The organism is Streptomyces sp. NPDC023481 (assembly GCF_055560195.1).
Genome location: NZ_JBVHJE010000007.1, coordinates 63,466 through 78,669, shown reverse-complemented (window position 1 = coordinate 78,669; position 15,204 = coordinate 63,466). Strand labels below are relative to the sequence as shown.

Genomic DNA, 15,204 nt, shown 5'->3' with positions numbered 1-15,204 from the left:
GCCGAGCTCTCTCTAGTTGGGAGTAGTAGTAGGGCCTGTGGATACCGTGGATAACCACGTTTGCCCAGCTCAGCGCAGGTTTTTTATCCACCGGGCCTGTGGGTGGAGGCGGTGGATAACCAGGGGTGTCTGTGGAGAACAAAAAGTTCTGCACACACCGCCCACAGGCCGGGGGCAGTTCTCCCCAGCTGTGTCCCCAGGAATACCCACGTTACCCACACCCCAACCCGGCAGCTTCCTGTGACGCCTTTCACTCGACGCGGTGACGGGGCGCGCCGCGTTGCCGAACAGTGGACAGCGCTGTGGAGAAGCCGGGATTCCCTGGGGACAACCGCCCTGGACCTGTGGGCGGCCGGTGGAAAAGCCCGCGCCCGGGCGGCGGGGTCCCGCGTTGTCCACAGTCTGTGGAGATCCTTTGTCCACGAATCCACAGGCCCCTGAGCTGGGCGGAAGCTCTGGGGCCAGCCTCCCTGTGGACACAGTTCGGGACAACTCCGCAGTCCCCAGGATGTGGACGGAAGAAAGTCACCGAATCTGTGGAGAGTGGCCGTAACCCGGCAATTAATCGAACACCGGGCGGCGGCGGGGGGACGCTCCACAGCCCCGCGGGGGCGGCGGGATGGCTGCGGCGGCCGGGGTGCTGGGGGCCGGGGCGGCGCGCGTGCGGCGATGGCGGGGTGCGGCGATGGCGGGGTGCGGCGGTGGTGGGGTGTGGCGATGGCGGGGTGTGGCACGGCGGCGCCCCGCCGATCGCCGCCTCGCCGCCCCGCCGATCGCCGCCTCACCGCCTCGCCACCCCGGCGACCAGCGCCCGGTGGCCGCCGCCCGCCACCGCCGCCCGCCGCGCCCCGTCACGACGAAAGGGCGCCCCGGGGACGCGTGCGTGTCCCCAGGGCGCCCTCGGCGCCGCCGTACGGCCGGTGTCAGCCGTTCTTGATGCGGTTGGTCAGCTCGGTGACCTGGTTGTAGATCGAGCGCCGCTCGGCCATCAGCGCGCGGATCTTGCGGTCGGCGTGCATGACGGTCGTGTGGTCCCGGCCGCCGAACTGCGCGCCGATCTTGGGCAGCGACAGATCCGTCAGCTCCCGGCACAGGTACATCGCGATCTGCCGGGCCGTGACCAGCTGGCGCCCGCGCGAGCTGCCGCACAGATCCTCGACCGTGAGCCCGAAGTAGTCCGCGGTCGCCGCCATGATGGCCGGCGCCGTGATCTCCGGCGTCGAGTCCTCACCGCCGGGGATCAGGTCCTTCAGGACGATCTCGGTCAGGCCCAGGTCCACCGGCTGCCGGTTGAGCGAGGCGAACGCCGTCACCCGGATCAGCGCGCCCTCCAGCTCACGGATGTTCCGCGAGATCCGGGAGGCGATGAACTCCAGTACCTCCGGCGGGGCGTTGAGCTGCTCCTGGACCGCCTTCTTCCGCAGGATCGCGATACGCGTCTCCAGCTCCGGCGGCTGGACGTCGGTGATCAGGCCCCACTCGAAACGGTTCCGCAGCCGGTCCTCCAGCGTGACCAGCTGCTTGGGAGGCCGGTCGCTGGAGAGCACGATCTGCTTGTTGGCGTTGTGGAGCGTGTTGAAGGTGTGGAAGAACTCCTCCTGCGTCGACTCCTTGTCCGCCAGGAACTGGATGTCGTCGACGAGCAGGATGTCCATCTCGCGGTAGCGCTTGCGGAAGCTGTCGCCCTTGCCGTCGCGGATGGAGTTGATGAACTCGTTGGTGAACTCCTCCGAGCTGACGTACCGCACCCGCGTGCCCGGGTAGAGGCTGCGTGCGTAGTGCCCGATCGCGTGCAGCAGGTGCGTCTTGCCGAGACCCGACTCCCCGTAGATGAACAGGGGGTTGTACGCCTTCGCGGGCGCCTCGGCGACCGCGACCGCCGCCGCGTGCGCGAAACGGTTGGAGGCGCCGATGACGAACGTGTCGAAGAGGTACTTCGGGTTCAGGCGCGCGGTCGGTTCACCGGGGCCGTTCGCCGGTGCCGGCTGCGCGGCCAGCGGACCGGGGGCGCCCGTGGGGGACACGTCCGGGCGGCCGGTGCCGCCGCGGTGCGCCGGCGGCTCGGTCAGCTCCCGGCGGACCGGGTCCCGCTGGTCGTACTCGGTCCGGGACGGGTCGTACTCCCCGCGCCCGGTGTCGTAGTCGGGGCGGGACGGTTCGTACTCCGCGCGCGGGTTGTCGTACTCGCCGCGCTGCTGCTCGTACGGCGGCCGGTCCATGCCCTGGGGGCGGTAGTCCTGGGCCGGCGAGCCGTACGTGTCGGCGCCGGAGCCGTAGCCGTCCTGGGACGACGGCGAGGCGTACGGGTCCCGCTCGGGGAAGCCGAGCCGGGGCTGCTGCCAGCCGTAGTCGTCCTGCCCGGGGCGCGGCCAGGCGCCGGGCTCGGGGCGGTGGTACTCGGACGGGTAGGCGGGGCGGACGGTCGGGAGCTGGTCCGGGCGGGCCGGCGGGTGCTCGGCGCGCGGTTCGGTACCCGGGGGCTGCTCGGTGCCGCGGTGGCGGCCGTAGCCCTCGTACGGTCCGGAGGGCAGCTCCGGCTCCTCGTAGCGCGGCTTCGGGCCCTGCGCGGCAGGGGGCGCCGCGGGGGCCGGCGGTTCGCCCGCCGAGTCGTCCACGGTGATCGCGATCCGGATGGGACGGCCGCACTCACGGCTGAGGGTCTCGCTGACGACCGGCGCGAGCCGGCCCTCCAGTACGCCCTTCGCGAATTCGTTCGGTACGGCGAGCAGGGCGGTGTCCGCGACCAGCGCGAGCGGCTGGCAGCGGCGGATCCAGTGCTCGTCCTTGCCCTCCACACCCGCTCCGCGGCCCTCGCCGAGGAGCTGCTCCAGTACTCGTGGCCACACTGCGGCAAGATCGGCAGGTACGTCAGCCACAGGGCACGCTCTCTCACAAGTCCCACGAACGTGTGGTCCGGGGACGGGTCGGGATGGGATCCGGGTGATGGTCGGGGCGGTCCCGCTCGGGTGGGGACAAGGGAACGAATCGGAGTCCAGCCACGGTAGTCAGCGCGGCGGGTAGGGTTCAAGTTGTTGTCCCCAGCCTGTGGACAGTGTCTCCCGGCGACCCCTGGTTTGACCGAATGGCGCAGCCCCGCGTACCGTAACCAGGTCGAGTTGTCGATGGCTGCTGCCGCCTGCCTCCGATGGGCACAGGTCACTTCAGGTGATCGGGAAGCGGTGCACTCGGGCGTGAGCGAGCTACTCGTGGGCGCACGGTGACAGCCAGGACGGCACCCCGCCACTACCGATTTTCTGGAGCCCCCGAGTGAGCAAGCGCACCTTCCAGCCGAACAACCGTCGTCGCGCGAAGACCCACGGCTTCCGGCTGCGTATGCGCACCCGTGCCGGCCGCGCGATTCTCGCGTCCCGCCGTAGCAAGGGTCGCGCCCGCCTGTCCGCCTGATCCCGATCAGGTCATGACGTCGTGCTGCCCACCGAGAACCGGCTGAGGCGGCGCGAGGACTTCGCGACCGCGGTACGACGGGGTCGTCGGGCCGGACGCCCGACTCTCGTCGTCCACCTTCGTAGCGGTGCCACGGACCCGCACGCGCCTGGGGAGAGCGCTCCCCCGACGCGTGCGGGTTTCGTCGTGAGCAAGGCCGTGGGTGGCGCGGTCGTACGCAACACAGTGAAGCGCAGACTGCGCCATCTGATGCGTGACCGAGTCACCCTGTTTCCCCCCGGTAGCCTGGTAGTCGTACGAGCGCTGCCCGGAGCGGGCGACGCAGACCACGCACAGCTGGCCCGAGACCTGGACGCCGCCCTGGAGCGGCTGCTGGGAGGGGGCGCGCGATGAAGTACCCGCTGCTGGCTCTGATCAAGCTGTACCAGTGGACGATCAGTCCGCTGCTGGGGCCGGTGTGCAAGTACTACCCGTCGTGCTCCCACTACGGCTACACGGCCATCGACCGGCACGGTGCGATCAAGGGAACGGCACTCACGGCCTGGCGCATCCTCCGGTGCAATCCGTGGTCGCTCGGCGGTGTGGACCATGTTCCGCCGCGTAAGCGCCCGCGGTGGCACGAAATGCTGCGCAACGCGTGGCGCGCACGCAGGGGCGGGCCCTCCGCCGCCGAACCGGCCACCGAAGCGAAGCTCGTTCCCGAGTCTCCTTCGGGCCCGGCCGCAGAGACCTCGTCCCATGCCCAAGGAGCATGATTAGTGGACACGATTGCCAGCTTCTTCAGCTTCATCACGACACCCGTTTCATGGGTCATCGTCCAGTTCCACACGGTGTACGGCGCCATCTTCGGCCCTAACACCGGGTGGGCCTGGGGCCTGTCCATCGTGTCCCTCGTGATCCTGATCCGTATCTGCCTGATCCCGCTCTTCGTGAAGCAGATCAAGGCGACCCGGGCCATGCAGACGCTGCAGCCCGAGATGAAGAAGATCCAGGAGCGCTACAAGAACGACAAGCAGCGCCAGTCCGAAGAGATGATGAAGCTGTACAAGGAGACGGGTACCAACCCGCTCTCCTCGTGCCTTCCCATCCTGGCGCAGTCCCCGTTCTTCTTCGCCCTGTACCACGTGCTCAACGGCATCGCCTCGGGCACGACCATCGGTGTCATCAACGAGTCGCTGCTCGCCAGCGCCCGTAAGGCGCACATCTTCGGGGCCCCGCTGGCCGCCAAGTTCAAGGACGGTGCCGGCACCGTCCACGCCCTGGGCGCCACGGTCACCGATGTGCGGGTCGTCACCGCGCTCATGATCGTCCTGATGTCGGCGTCGCAGTTCTACACGCAGCGCCAGCTGATGACGAAGAACGTCGACACGACGGTGAAGACGCCGTTCATGCAGCAGCAGAAGATGCTGATGTACGTCTTCCCGGTCATGTTCGCCGTCTTCGGCATCAACTTCCCGGTCGGTGTCCTCGTCTACTGGCTGACCACCAACGTGTGGACCATGGGCCAGCAGATGTACGTCATCCGCAACAACCCGACCCCGGGTTCCAAGGCCCAGGCCGCCTACCTGGAGCGGCTGACCAAGCACGTCACGCACCACGGCAAGGTCCGCCGGCGCAGCGAGAAGACCATCATCAAGGCGATCGTCGCCAAGGGCCGCGACCGCAACGAGTTCGAGCGCAAGTTCATCAACGCCCTGAACAAGGCCGGCCTCGCCGCCCAGCCCGACGGCACGGTGGCGCAGAGCGCGACCCAGGCCGCGGCGCAGACCGAGGAGGGCGCGGTCGCCGGCACGGCCACGGCCACGGCGGTCCGTCGCCAGCAGCCCAAGCGCCAGTCCAAGTCCCAGCGTCAGTCCGGCACGGCCAAGCAGGCGGAGGACTCCCTCTCACTGGAGAAGTCCGAGCCGCAGGACGCCCAGCCCGCGGCTGCCAAGCAGCCCCAGAAGCCCGGCTCCGGCACCCGCAGCAAGGCCCAGTCCGGCCAGCGCAAGGGTGGACCGCAGCGGCCCAAGTCCCCGTCCAAGAAGTAAGAAGGAGCCCATCCCGTGACGGAAGGCACCACCTCCGCCGCTGCCGAGGGTGCAGACACCCTCACCCGCCTGGAGCAGGAGGGTGAGATCGCGGCGGACTACCTGGAGGGTCTGCTGGACATCGCCGACCTCGACGGCGACATCGACATGGACGTCGAGGCCGACCGCGCCTCCGTGTCGATCATCAGCGACACCGGCGGCCGCGACCTGCAGAAGCTGGTCGGCCGGGACGGCGAGGTGCTGGAGGCGCTGCAGGAGCTGACGCGCCTGGCGGTGCACCGGGAGACCGGTGATCGCAGCCGGCTGATGCTGGACATCGCGGGGTACCGGGCCAAGAAGCGGTCCGAGCTGTCCGAGCTGGGCGCCAAGGCCGCCGCCGAGGTGAAGAGCAGCGGCGAGCCCGTGAAGCTCAAGCCGATGACCCCGTTCGAACGCAAGGTCGTGCACGACGCGATCAAGGCCGCCGGGCTGCGCAGCGAGTCCGAGGGCGAGGAGCCCCAGCGCTTCGTCGTCGTGCTGCCCGCCTGATCGGTCCCCTCGTTTCACCGGCCCCGTCTGTTGCGCAGGCGGGGCCGAACTTTGTCAGCCTGGTAGTTCTGGTGGCCGGTGCGTGTAGCGCCGGCGCTGTACGGAAGGACGGTCCCCGTGACGGAGGCAGCGGAGCTTCCCCCCGTGCCCGAGCAGGCGCGGGAAGTGTTTGGTGAGCGCTTCGCCGATGCGGTCCGCTATGCGGAGCTGCTCGCCGAGGCGGGCGTGCAGCGGGGCCTGATCGGCCCGCGGGAAGTGCCCCGCCTGTGGGAGCGGCACCTGCTGAACTGCGCGGTGCTCTCGGAGGCGGTCCCGGAGGGAGTGACGGTCTGCGACGTGGGCTCCGGTGCCGGGCTGCCGGGCATCCCCCTGGCCCTGGTCCGCGACGACCTGAACATCACGCTGTTGGAGCCGCTGCTGCGGCGCACCAACTTCCTGACCGAGGTCGTCGAACTGCTCGGCCTGGACCATGTCACCGTGGTGCGCGGCCGGGCCGAGGAGGTTCTGGGCAAGCTGCCGCCGGTGCATGTGGTGACCGCCCGGGCCGTGGCCCCGCTGGACCGCCTGGCCGCCTGGGGCATTCCGCTGCTGCGCCCGTACGGCGAGATGCTCGCGCTCAAGGGCGACACCGCCGAGGAGGAGCTGAAGGCCGCGGCCACCGCCCTCAGCAAGCTCGGCGCGGTGGAGACGTCCATTCTCCACGTGGGCGAGGGCGTGGTGGATCCGCTGTCCACGGTGGTGCGGGTCGAGGTCGGGGAGAGCCCGGGCGGTGTGCGCTTCGCGGCCAAGCGGGCCAAGGCCGCCCGGACCGGCCGCGCCCGTCGACGGCGGTGAGACGGGGCGGACGCGGTGAATCGAGGGACGGGCGCCGTGCGACGGGGGACGGACGTCGCTGATCCGTCCTGAGGACGAGACGTACTCCACACAAGCTGCCAAACCTACGCAAGCCGGAGTGTCGCGGAGGCCCCGTCGCCGCGGCTGTGCATCGTGTTTCACGTGAAACGTCGCTCACTGCTGCACGGCATCATCAGTCGTGGCCGCGCTGCGGCCGAACCCCGCGACCGCAAGCCTCTCGGTGCCCTCCGGGAGGGCACTGTCTCCCCTGACACCCCGTCCCCCTCCCGGGGTACGGAGTTGTCCACAGAGGTGGATTTCTCCACAGAACACCAGGCCTCACTGGTTCACGACCCTGAAGACATGGGAGGCTCTGTTCATTGCGAGCCTGAAGTCGAGGAGAGTGAATCCTTGCGGTCCGACGCCAACATCGCGGGACCGATGACCGATCCGGTCCCCGGTCCCCGTACCGAGTCGATGGGGGCGGATGTTTCACGTGAAACACCGCCCCCGATGGACGACACTCCCATCGGTCGTGCGGCCCAGCTGGCGGTGGAAGCTCTCGGCCGCGCCGGCGAAGGCCTGCCACGACCGGAGCAGACCCGAGTCATCGTGGTCGCCAACCAGAAGGGCGGTGTCGGCAAGACGACGACGACCGTCAACCTTGCCGCCTCACTGGCTCTGCACGGTGGTCGGGTCCTGGTGATCGACCTCGACCCGCAGGGCAACGCGTCCACGGCCCTGGGGATCGACCACCACGCCGAAGTGCCCTCCATCTACGACGTGTTGGTGGAGAGCAAGCCTCTCGCCGACGTCGTCCAGCCCGTTACCGATGTCGAAGGCCTCTTCTGCGCCCCCGCCACCATCGATCTCGCTGGTGCGGAGATCGAGCTGGTGTCCCTGGTGGCCAGGGAGAGCCGGTTGCAGCGGGCCATCCAGGCGTACGAGCAGCCGCTGGACTACATCCTCATCGACTGCCCGCCCTCGCTCGGCCTGCTGACGGTCAACGCCCTCGTCGCGGGCGCCGAGGTCCTCATCCCGATCCAGTGCGAGTACTACGCGCTGGAGGGCCTGGGCCAACTCCTGCGCAACGTCGACCTGGTGCGGGGACATCTCAACCCCACGCTGCATGTGTCGACCATCCTGCTCACCATGTACGACGGCCGGACGCGTCTTGCGTCCCAGGTCGCGGAAGAGGTGCGCACCCACTTCGGTGACGAGGTGCTGCGGACGAGCATTCCTCGCTCCGTCCGTATCTCCGAGGCGCCGAGTTACGGGCAGACGGTGCTGACTTACGATCCAGGATCGAGCGGCGCCCTCTCGTATCTCGAGGCGGCCCGAGAAATCGCGCTGAAGGGCGTTGGCATCAGCTACGACGCGAGCCAGGCCCACATCGGCGCCCAGAAAGACCCGAGCATGGTGGAGGGGATCCAGTGAGCGAGCGACGGAGGGGACTGGGCCGTGGGCTCGGCGCACTGATCCCCGCTGCCCCGACCGAGAAGGCCCCGGCCTCGGCGGCGGTGGGAGGCGGAGCGTCCACCTCCCCCGCGGCCGTCCCGGTGCTGACGGCCGACCGTGGGGTGGCGGCGGCGAAGGTGGCCATGCTGCCACCGGTCGCCCAGGAGACCGAGGCGGCGCCGGCGATCCCGGAAACCGAGGTACCCTCGCCTCCGATGGGGGCCCACTTCGCGGAGATCCCCCTCGACGCCATCTCGCCGAACCCACGCCAGCCGCGTGAGATCTTCGACGAGGACGCGTTGCAGGAACTGGTCACCTCCATCCAGGAGGTCGGTCTTCTGCAGCCCGTCGTGGTGCGGCAGCTGGGGCCCGCCCACTACGAGCTGATCATGGGCGAGCGCCGCTGGCGGGCCTGCCGCGAGGCCGGCCTGGAGGCCATCCCGGCCATCGTCCGGGCCACGGACGACGAGAAGCTCCTCCTGGACGCGCTGCTGGAGAACCTGCACCGCGCGCAGCTGAACCCGATCGAAGAGGCCGCTGCCTACGACCAGCTGCTGAAGGACTTCAACTGCACGCACGACCAGCTGGCCGACCGGATCGGGCGTTCCCGCCCGCAGGTCTCCAACACCCTGCGGCTGCTGAAGCTCTCCCCGACCGTCCAGAAACGGGTGGCCGCCGGAGTGCTCTCGGCCGGCCACGCCCGGGCACTGCTGGCCGTGGAGGACTCGGAGGAGCAGGACCGGCTGGCGCACCGGATCGTGGCCGAGGGGCTGTCGGTGCGGTCCGTGGAGGAGATCGTGACCCTGATGGGCTCGCGGCCTCAGAAGGCCTCGCGTGCCCGGGGGCCCCGGGCCGGCTCGGTGCCCTCGCCGGCGCTGAGCGAGCTGGCCACGCGGCTCTCGGACCGCTTCGAGACGCGGGTGAAGGTCGAGCTGGGCCAGAAGAAGGGCAAGATCACCGTCGAGTTCGCTTCCGCGGACGACCTGGAAAGGATCCTCAGCACGCTCGCCCCGGGCGAGAAGCTGGCGCTCCAGAAGAGCCTCCACGAGAGCGACGGCGAGGAGACGTACGACTGATCCTCGTGCGCTGGCGGTGGGGCAGGGGAGCGGGCCGTGGCCGGTGTGTACCGGACAGGGCCCGCTCTTTGCTCTGAGGCGGTGTCGAGCGATCCCATCGTGGATACGATGCGATCAGGTAGGGCATCCACCGGACAGCATCTGCATCTGTGAGGAGGATCAGCCTTCATGGGGCGTCGGCTCGTGCCGCTTACGCTGGACAACCTTCAGGACGTTCCCCACCGTTGCCGTTCGTGCGTCTTCTGGGAGCTCGACCCTGTCAGCGGCGAAGCGGCAGTCAAGGGGGGCACGGCCGCCCTGGAGAAGGAAGCCTGGATCTCCGCGGTCCTGCTGGACTGGGGCTCGTGCGGCCGGGTCGTGTACGTCGATGACGTACCGGTGGGCTTCGTCCTCTACGCTCCGCCGGCCTACGTCCCCCGCTCGACGGCCTTCCCCACGAGCCCGGTGTCACCGGACGCCGTCCAGCTGATGACGGCCTTCGTGATGCCCGGTTACCAGGGGCAGGGGCTGGGCCGGGTGCTCGTGCAGGCGGTGGCCAAGGATCTGCTGCGCCGGGGCTTCAAGGCGATCGAGGCGTTCGGGGACGCCCGCTGGAAGGAGCCCGCTTGCCTGCTGCCCGCCGACCATCTCCTCGCCGTGGGCTTCAAGACGGTCCGCCAGCACCCCACGCACCCCCGGCTACGGCTGGAACTGCGGTCGACGCTCTCCTGGAAGGAAGACGTGGAGATGGCACTCGACCGACTCCTGGGAGCCGTCCAGAAGGAGCCGGCGCTCAGACCGCTCTAGTTCTGGGCGGCTGCCGCGCGCGAGGTCCTTCTCTGCGAATGGGCCAACCCAGGAGGGTTGGCCCATTCGTGTTTCACGTGAAACGTCACTCGGCGATGAACTCATCCAGGTCGCGGAGAAGCGCGGCCTTGGGCTTGGCGCCGACGATGGTCTTGGCAACCTCGCCGCCCTGGTAGACGTTCAGGGTGGGGATGGACATGACGCCGTACTTGGCAGCCGTGCCCGGGTTCTCGTCGATGTTGAGCTTGACGATCTCGATCTTGTCGCCGTGCTCGGCAGCGATCGCCTCCAGGGACGGAGCGATCTGGCGGCACGGGCCGCACCATTCCGCCCAGAAGTCCACGAGGACAGGCTTGTCGCTCTTGAGGACTTCCTGATCGAAGGAGTCGTCGGTCACAATCTTCAGGTTGCCGGCCACGGAGGGCTCCTTACCTTGGTCGTGCGGTGGGGCGGGGAGAGGGAAGAGTCAGACTGCGGTCTTCTCGGGTTCCGCCTGCTCCTCGTCGGCGAGGGCGGCGAGGTAACGCTCGGCGTCCAGAGCGGCGGAGCAGCCGGTGCCGGCCGCGGTGATCGCCTGGCGGTAGGTGTGGTCGACCACGTCACCGGCGGCGAAGACACCGGTGACATTGGTGCGGGTGGAGGGCGCGGCGACCTTCAGGTAGCCCTCCTCGTCCAGGTCCAGCTGGCCCTTGAACAGCTCGGTGCGCGGGTCGTGGCCGATCGCGATGAACAGACCCGTCACGGGCAGCTCGGACAGCTCGCCGGTCTTGACATTGCGCAGCTTCAGGCCGGAGAGCTTCTGGTCGCCCTCGATCTCGGCGACCTCGCTGTCCCAGACGAACTTGATCTTCGGGTCACCGAAGGCGCGCTCCTGCATCGCCTTGGAGGCGCGCAGGGTGTCCCGGCGGTGGACGACCGTCACGGACTTGGCGAACCGCGAGAGGAAGGTGGCCTCCTCCATCGCGGTGTCGCCACCGCCGATCACGGCGATGTCGTGCTCCTTGAAGAAGAAGCCGTCGCAGGTGGCGCACCAGGAGACACCACGGCCGGAGAGCGCGTCCTCGTTGGGCAGGCCCAGCTTGCGGTGCTGGGAGCCCGTGGTGACGATGACGGCCTTGGCCCGGTGGACCGTGCCCGCGGTGTCGGTGACGGTCTTGATCTCACCGGTGAGGTCGACGGAGACGATGTCGTCCGGAACCAGCTCGGCGCCGAAGCGTTCGGCCTGAGCGCGCATGTTGTCCATGAGGTCGGGGCCCATGATGCCGTCACGGAAGCCCGGGAAGTTCTCCACCTCGGTGGTGTTCATCAGCGCACCACCCGCGGTGACGGCGCCTTCGAACACCAGGGGCTTCAGCGACGCACGGGCGGTGTAGAGCGCCGCCGTGTAGCCTGCGGGCCCGGAGCCGATGATGATCACGTTACGGACGTCGCTCACGGCTTGATTCCTCGTCTCTGGTCTGCGTCAGTCGACCGGGGCGAATCCCTTTCGGGACTCCCACCCCACCCAACGGATCCTACGGGGCGCGCATTCCCGGTGTGTCCGGGCACACGCGGGGCCCGGGGCGGCCGAAGGAAGGTTCCCGGCGATTCAGGGGCGCGCGACGGACTGCTTCAGCAGAACCGTGCCGGCCGAAGCCGTCTGCCCGTGGACGCAGGCCGCGTCGACCACGTACGCGGTGACCCGCTCGCTGTCCTGGGCGTCGGCCACGACGACGAGGTAGGCGGCCTTCCCCGCGTACGTTCCCGTCTTGGCTCCCAGGACGTCGGTGTTCTGCCGGAGCGCCTGCCGGACGCAGTCGGGGACGGGAACCGCGGTCTGGATGAAGGTGTTCGGCGCCTCGGTCGATCCCGGCGTGCCGGACCCGCCGTCGGAGTTCAGCCGGGGCCGCTCGCTGCCCCGCTGCAACCCCTTCTTGGTGGTGAGGAGGGTCGCCACCTGGTGCTGGACGCTGTCACCGGAGAAGCTCTCCGCGGAGGGGGTCGGTGTCCCGTGGGCCGTCGTGTGGCCGCCGTTGTCGCCGAGTGACGGCAGGACCAGGCTCCCGGCGCCCAGTACCGCGGCCGTGAGTACGGCACCCACCACGAACCGCCCGCGCCGGCGGCCTCGCCTGTCCTTGCGTCCCGGCCCGGTCGCCGCGCGTGGACGCCCCGTCGGACGGTCGGCGGGGTGATCGGCGGAGGTCGATGTTTCACGTGAAACATGGCCCCCGGTGTCCTCGTCGTCAACGGTCGGTGGTGTCTCGGCGACAAGGGCGGCGTCGATACGCGCGGCCACCTCGTCCGGCATCCGCTCCACCACCGGCACAGAGCCCAGCAGCCCCCGGATCTCCTCCAGCGAGGCGTACACCTCCGCGCACGCCTCGCAGGCGTCCAGATGACGCCGTACGTCCGTGTCGCGGTCCGGTGTGAGCAGGCCTTCGGTGAGGTCGGAGATCTCGGCGACGTCCGGGTGCCCGGCCGTGTCCGTCGTGGAAGTCACGCTCGCCCACCTCCGCCCTTCGCTACTGCTGAATCGCTCGGTCCCACATCCTCGGGGTGCCCGCCCGGGGATCCCGTCGCCGGTGGGACGGATGTCCCCGGCCCCCGGTTCCGTCCCCGGCCGGCTTCTTTTCCGCTCCCGCTGCGGCCGGGCGTCGGATCGCCGGTGCCTTCGGGTCGCAGGTGCGTGAGCAGGGGCAGCAGTCTGGCTCTGCCCCGGGCGCACCGGCTCTTCACCGTCCCCGTGGGCACGTCCAGGATCCGCGCGGCCTCCGCCACGGGATACGCCTGCATGTCCACGAGGATCAGGGCGGTGCGCTGCTCCGGCGGAAGGGTGCCGAGCGCTTCGAGGAGCTGGCGGTGTACGTCCTTGCGCTCGGCTGGAGCCGCAGCGGACTCGTGCGGCTCCAGCAGCTGCTCCAGCCGTTCGGTGTCGTCGACCGGAGCCGTCTTCCGGGAGGCGGTCTTGCGTGCCCGGTCCAGGCAGGCGTTCACCGTGATCCGGTGCAGCCAGGTCGTGACGGCCGACTGGCCCCGGAAGGTGTGGGCGGCCCGGTAGGCCGACACCAGGGCGTCCTGCACCGCGTCAGCGGCCTCCTCGCGGTCCCCGAGGGTTCGCAGGGCGACCGCCCAGAGCCGGTCCCGGTGCCGCCGCACAAGCTCACCGAAGGCCTCGGGGTCGCCTGCCACGTGGCGGGCGAGCAGGTCGCTGTCGCCCACTCCGTCGTATCCGGCGCCCTCCGCCATCTGCCCCCTCCGGTCCGGGTGAGACGTCAGCCCGTGAACTTCACTTCACCGATGGCCTGCTTGTAGCCCGCGCTGGCGTACAGAGTGGAGTCGTACCCCGAGGTCGGCACGGCCGTCAGCCAGACCAGTACATATTGCGTCTTGACCGGCTTGGTGACCTTCACCGTGGCGGTGGTGCCCGTGGTCGTGACGCTGCCGAGCTTCGTCATGGAGTCCAGCGACGCCGGCGTCAGCGAGTCCGTGGCGTACAGCTCGACCGTCGTGTGGTCACCGCCGTAACGCAGGTCCAGGGTGGCGGTGCTGAGCTGCTTCGCCGAGCCGAGGTCGTACACGATGCCGACGCCCGGCTTGTACGGCGCGAACGTCGGTCCCTCGGTGTAGCTCTTGGTCTTCCAGTACGTCGAGGTGTCGCCGTCGTACGTCTTGGATTCGGCACCGGAGTTCTGGGGGTCGCCCTTGGCGACGAACTCCTGCCCGTTCTGGATCTTTATCGGCGTCGGCTTCGGCTTCACGGCGTTCTTGTCGCCGCCGTCCGTCGTCTCGGTCTTGTGGGTGTCGTCCGACTTCTCGCCCTGGCCCATCAGGGTGTCCGCCAGCTGCCAGCTGCCCAGGCCGAGGGCGGCGATGAGCAGGGCCGACACCGCCCACTTCAGGGCCTTTCCGGTGCGGCTCTGGAGCGGGGGCGGCGGAGCCGTGATCGGCTGGGTGGCACCGGGGTGCGGCGCCGGGCGGCCGTACGTGCCCTGCTGGTAGGTCGTGCGCTGGTAATCCGGCGGGGTCGCGAACGCCGGCTCGGGCGGGCGGATGCGCGGCATCTCGCCGATCGCCTTCACCAGCTCCTCCGGCGTGGTGCACGGCGCCTCGTGCCGGGACGCCGTGGCCCCGTCGTTGACGAGGGCGCGCATGGCCAGCTCGGACAGGCCGCGGTGCACACCGGCCCGCACCTGGTCCGGGGCGATGAGACCGATGTCCTTGGGGAGGCCGGACAGCCCGTAGGCGTCGTTCTCGTAGGGCCAGCGCTGGGTCAGCGCCGCGTACAGCAGGGCGCCGATCGCCTCGGTGTCGGCGCGCTGCGGGGTGTCGGAGCTGATGCCCCGCAGCGCCGCGTTCACCGCCAGGCCCCGGATGCGCCACTGGCCGGTGGAGGCGCGCAGGACGGCGTTCGGGTTCAGCCGCAGATGGGCGAGGCCCTCCCGGTGCGCGGCCGCCATGGCGGAGGCGACCTGACTGGCCATCTGGTAGGCGTCGTGCGGCTCCAGCGGGCCGGCGGCGAGGAGTGCGGACAGCTCGGTGGCGTCGGGCAGCCACTCGTGGACGACATAGACGAGGTCGTTCTCCTCGACGGCGTCGAGGACCTGGACGAAGCGTGGATCACCGAGCAGGGCGGACGAACGGGCGGCGGCGAGGACGGAACGGGCCCGGGCGTGGTCCGCGGGCAGTACATGGATGCCGACGGCACGACGGAGTTTCTCGTCGACCGCACGCCAACTGCTGAATCCGTCCAGACGGGTGACGCACTCCTCCAGCCGGTAGCGCCTGGCGAGCTTGTGACCGCTGTGCAGCTCGGGAGGTGACGTCTTCCGTCCGGGACCTTCGGTACCGCCGCTCCCCTGCGCCTCGTCGCTGTCCGTGTCCCGCTCCGGGTTCTTGGCCACCCCGTCGGCCGTGGACTGGTCCGCCTTCGCGGTCAGCGGCTGCTCGCCGCTGTTGTCTGCCACGTCGACGGCAGCCGTGCTCCGTTCCGCCACCGTCGTCCCTGCCTCCCCATCCGTTGCACGCTGTCCGACGCCGAAACCAATTGTGCCCACAGTCCGCCGCTATGCACGACACGCGGCGGCGGACGATGGTTGTGCGGCTACCCC

At 69.7% G+C, this 15,204-nt stretch carries 15 protein-coding genes; 9 read left to right on the top strand and 6 right to left on the bottom strand.

Translation table 11 applies throughout. The annotated features are described in order from the left end of the window. Window positions 1-923: 923 nt before the first annotated feature. Entirely contained in the window at window positions 924-2,876 is a 1,953-nt protein-coding gene (gene dnaA, locus ACZ3ZD_RS16300; protein WP_467397370.1) for a chromosomal replication initiator protein DnaA, read from the bottom strand. 391 nt (window positions 2,877-3,267) lie between these two features. On the opposite strand from dnaA, the gene rpmH reads away from it, so the two are divergent. The 9 genes from rpmH (at window position 3,268) to ACZ3ZD_RS16255 (ending at window position 10,117) form a co-directional block, all read left to right on the top strand. Next, window positions 3,268-3,405 (top strand): 50S ribosomal protein L34, encoded by a 138-nt coding sequence (gene rpmH, locus ACZ3ZD_RS16295; protein ID WP_003956500.1) that lies wholly within the window; start codon window positions 3,268-3,270, stop codon window positions 3,403-3,405. Window positions 3,406-3,426: 21 nt separating this feature from the next. Next, entirely contained in the window at window positions 3,427-3,798 is a 372-nt protein-coding gene (gene rnpA / locus ACZ3ZD_RS16290) for a ribonuclease P protein component (RefSeq protein ID WP_467397368.1), read from the top strand. Then, entirely contained in the window at window positions 3,795-4,160 is a 366-nt protein-coding gene (gene yidD / locus ACZ3ZD_RS16285; RefSeq protein ID WP_467397366.1) for a membrane protein insertion efficiency factor YidD, read from the top strand. The genes rnpA and yidD overlap by 4 nt, the downstream gene beginning before the upstream one ends. A 3-nt stretch (window positions 4,161-4,163) precedes the next feature. Next, window positions 4,164-5,435 (top strand): membrane protein insertase YidC, encoded by a 1,272-nt coding sequence (gene yidC, locus ACZ3ZD_RS16280; RefSeq protein ID WP_467397363.1) that lies wholly within the window; start codon window positions 4,164-4,166, stop codon window positions 5,433-5,435. Window positions 5,436-5,450: 15 nt separating this feature from the next. Then, on the top strand, window positions 5,451-5,963 hold the full coding sequence (locus tag ACZ3ZD_RS16275) for a Jag family protein (protein WP_467397361.1): 513 nt from the start codon (window positions 5,451-5,453) through the stop codon (window positions 5,961-5,963). 117 nt (window positions 5,964-6,080) lie between these two features. Continuing rightward, window positions 6,081-6,797 carry a 16S rRNA (guanine(527)-N(7))-methyltransferase RsmG gene (rsmG, locus tag ACZ3ZD_RS16270; RefSeq protein WP_467397358.1) on the top strand — a complete coding sequence of 239 codons (717 nt, stop codon included), beginning with the start codon at window positions 6,081-6,083 and terminating at the stop codon, window positions 6,795-6,797. A gap of 363 nt (window positions 6,798-7,160) precedes the next feature. Further along, a complete protein-coding gene (locus tag ACZ3ZD_RS16265; protein ID WP_467397857.1) occupies window positions 7,161-8,234 on the top strand; it encodes a ParA family protein in 1,074 nt (357 codons plus the stop codon). After that, entirely contained in the window at window positions 8,231-9,331 is a 1,101-nt protein-coding gene (locus ACZ3ZD_RS16260) for a ParB/RepB/Spo0J family partition protein (RefSeq protein WP_467397356.1), read from the top strand. The genes ACZ3ZD_RS16265 and ACZ3ZD_RS16260 overlap by 4 nt, the downstream gene beginning before the upstream one ends. Before the next feature lie 168 nt (window positions 9,332-9,499). After that, complete coding sequence (locus ACZ3ZD_RS16255) at window positions 9,500-10,117, top strand: GNAT family N-acetyltransferase (protein ID WP_467397353.1); 618 nt, start codon at window positions 9,500-9,502, stop codon at window positions 10,115-10,117. A gap of 85 nt (window positions 10,118-10,202) precedes the next feature. On the opposite strand, the gene trxA is transcribed toward ACZ3ZD_RS16255, so the two are convergent. The 5 genes from trxA to ACZ3ZD_RS16230 all read right to left on the bottom strand — a co-directional run bounded on the left by trxA (window position 10,203) and on the right by ACZ3ZD_RS16230 (window position 15,090). Then, the gene (trxA, locus tag ACZ3ZD_RS16250) at window positions 10,203-10,535 is read right to left on the bottom strand and encodes a thioredoxin (protein ID WP_467397351.1); all 333 of its coding nucleotides are present in this window, start codon (window positions 10,533-10,535) and stop codon (window positions 10,203-10,205) included. 48 nt (window positions 10,536-10,583) lie between these two features. Continuing rightward, the gene (gene trxB / locus ACZ3ZD_RS16245) at window positions 10,584-11,552 is read right to left on the bottom strand and encodes a thioredoxin-disulfide reductase (RefSeq protein WP_467397348.1); all 969 of its coding nucleotides are present in this window, start codon (window positions 11,550-11,552) and stop codon (window positions 10,584-10,586) included. A gap of 153 nt (window positions 11,553-11,705) precedes the next feature. Next, window positions 11,706-12,596 carry a hypothetical protein gene (locus ACZ3ZD_RS16240; protein ID WP_467397346.1) on the bottom strand — a complete coding sequence of 297 codons (891 nt, stop codon included), beginning with the start codon at window positions 12,594-12,596 and terminating at the stop codon, window positions 11,706-11,708. After that, a complete protein-coding gene (gene sigM, locus ACZ3ZD_RS16235; RefSeq protein ID WP_467397344.1) occupies window positions 12,593-13,342 on the bottom strand; it encodes an RNA polymerase sigma factor SigM in 750 nt (249 codons plus the stop codon). The genes ACZ3ZD_RS16240 and sigM overlap by 4 nt, the downstream gene beginning before the upstream one ends. Window positions 13,343-13,368: 26 nt before the next feature. Further along, on the bottom strand, window positions 13,369-15,090 hold the full coding sequence (locus tag ACZ3ZD_RS16230; protein WP_467397341.1) for a protein kinase family protein: 1,722 nt from the start codon (window positions 15,088-15,090) through the stop codon (window positions 13,369-13,371). Between the last annotated feature and the right edge of the window lie 114 nt (window positions 15,091-15,204).